1 protein-coding gene and 1 pseudogene are annotated in these 1,376 nt (G+C 43.4%); one reads left to right on the forward strand and one right to left on the reverse strand.

Annotated features, from left to right (window positions below; translation table 11 throughout):
- Positions 1-118 precede the first annotated feature (118 nt).
- Positions 119-325 (forward strand): hypothetical protein, encoded by a 207-nt coding sequence (locus tag QUA80_RS33530; protein ID WP_333429208.1) that lies wholly within the window; start codon positions 119-121, stop codon positions 323-325.
- A 4-nt stretch (positions 326-329) separates the two neighbouring features.
- Here the strand turns inward: QUA80_RS33530 and tnpC are convergent.
- Positions 330-1,242, reverse strand: a pseudogene (gene tnpC, locus QUA80_RS33535) (IS66 family transposase); the annotation flags it as partial.
- Positions 1,243-1,376 lie beyond the last annotated feature (134 nt).

Consider the following 1,376-nt stretch of genomic DNA (forward strand, 5'->3'; position numbering starts at 1 on the left):
TAAGAGTCACCAGAAGAAAGAACTGGTGTAAAAAAGGCAGCCGAAAAAAGGTCAGAGGAGACAGAAGAAAAGGCAGATTTAATGTAATGGGAGGAGTGAGGAATTCCGATAAAAAAAGGTGGTAGAGTTCCTCAAGAAAGGCAACTCATATAATTTTTATCGAGTGCTAAAACTCTTTTATAAAGAGCTAATCAATAAATGGGTATCAGCAGGAGATCGAGCCTCAGAATTTGCTGAAAAAGGAGCCAAAATAGTGATTATACTTGATAATGCTTTTTTTCATAAAAAAGAAGAGTACCTGAAAATAATTGAAACAGAAATGTAAGGATTCAGGTCTTTGATTGAGGAATTAGAGAAGGCATGGAAAAGTTACAAGTATGGGCAAATATCGCATCACGAAAAAAAGCCATTGCGCTTTTGCCTTGAAAACGACAAGTCTGTATTGCTGATAGTAAATCAGCAGTTTGTTCAAACCGAGACATTGACCTGGAACCACCAGATACTTTACGTTTGGTCACCGCCAATCGCAGAGAACGCTCTGCCAAATTATTGTCAGGAGGAATCGAGGGGTGGTCTAAAAAGTACCACCATTGATCGGCTTTATCGCGCAATGAGCGCAACAACAGTCCCGCAGCATAACCGACATGACCCAGCCAAGTATTTAATAATTCTGCCAGTCTGGTCTTAAAGTCTGTTGCCCAAGTACGATAATCGAACCCTTCAGGGTTTTCGCGCCATCGTCGATGCTGTCGAAACGCCTCATCAATTAATCCCAAGAATGCCTCTGCGACTACAGTATTATTACCATCATTTAGTTGCTGGACTTTCTTAAAATGTCGTCTCAGATGTACCAAGCATTTCTGTTGCGCTCCCACTTGCACACCGTTGTAGACGCTAAAATCATCGGAACTTAACACTCCGGCTTGCCTCATTGCCGAGCATGGTTTCTAATTCCGAGCGACTGCGAGTGTCTGTTGCATGAAACAGGCAAAAATCTCGGCCTGTGGCCGTCCACAACCATTCTTTGATTCCCTTGACGCACCAAGGGGTTTCGTCTACATGGACGTTGGCTTGTCGGGGTGCCCATTGCCACAAGTCTGCAACGGCTGGCAAGATGGCATCAGCTACTCGTGCGTTGGTCGCTTGTAATGTTCCGATGCCAATCTCGATGCCACCTAATTCCCACAGAAATTCTTGTTGCTTTTCATAGGATAGGTGTCCGTAATTGCCTAACCATGCTAATAAGGGACTTCCAAATAAATAATCATGCCAATACTGGCTCAGGGCGGTAAAAAATATCGTAATTGCTCAACCCCCTTGACAAGAAGACGAGATAGACATTAGATCAAGGAATGGAAAAACTCCCCGACTTAAAG

Source organism: Microcoleus sp. F4-D5, assembly GCF_036704885.1.
Lineage (GTDB): Bacteria > Cyanobacteriota > Cyanobacteriia > Cyanobacteriales > Microcoleaceae > Microcoleus.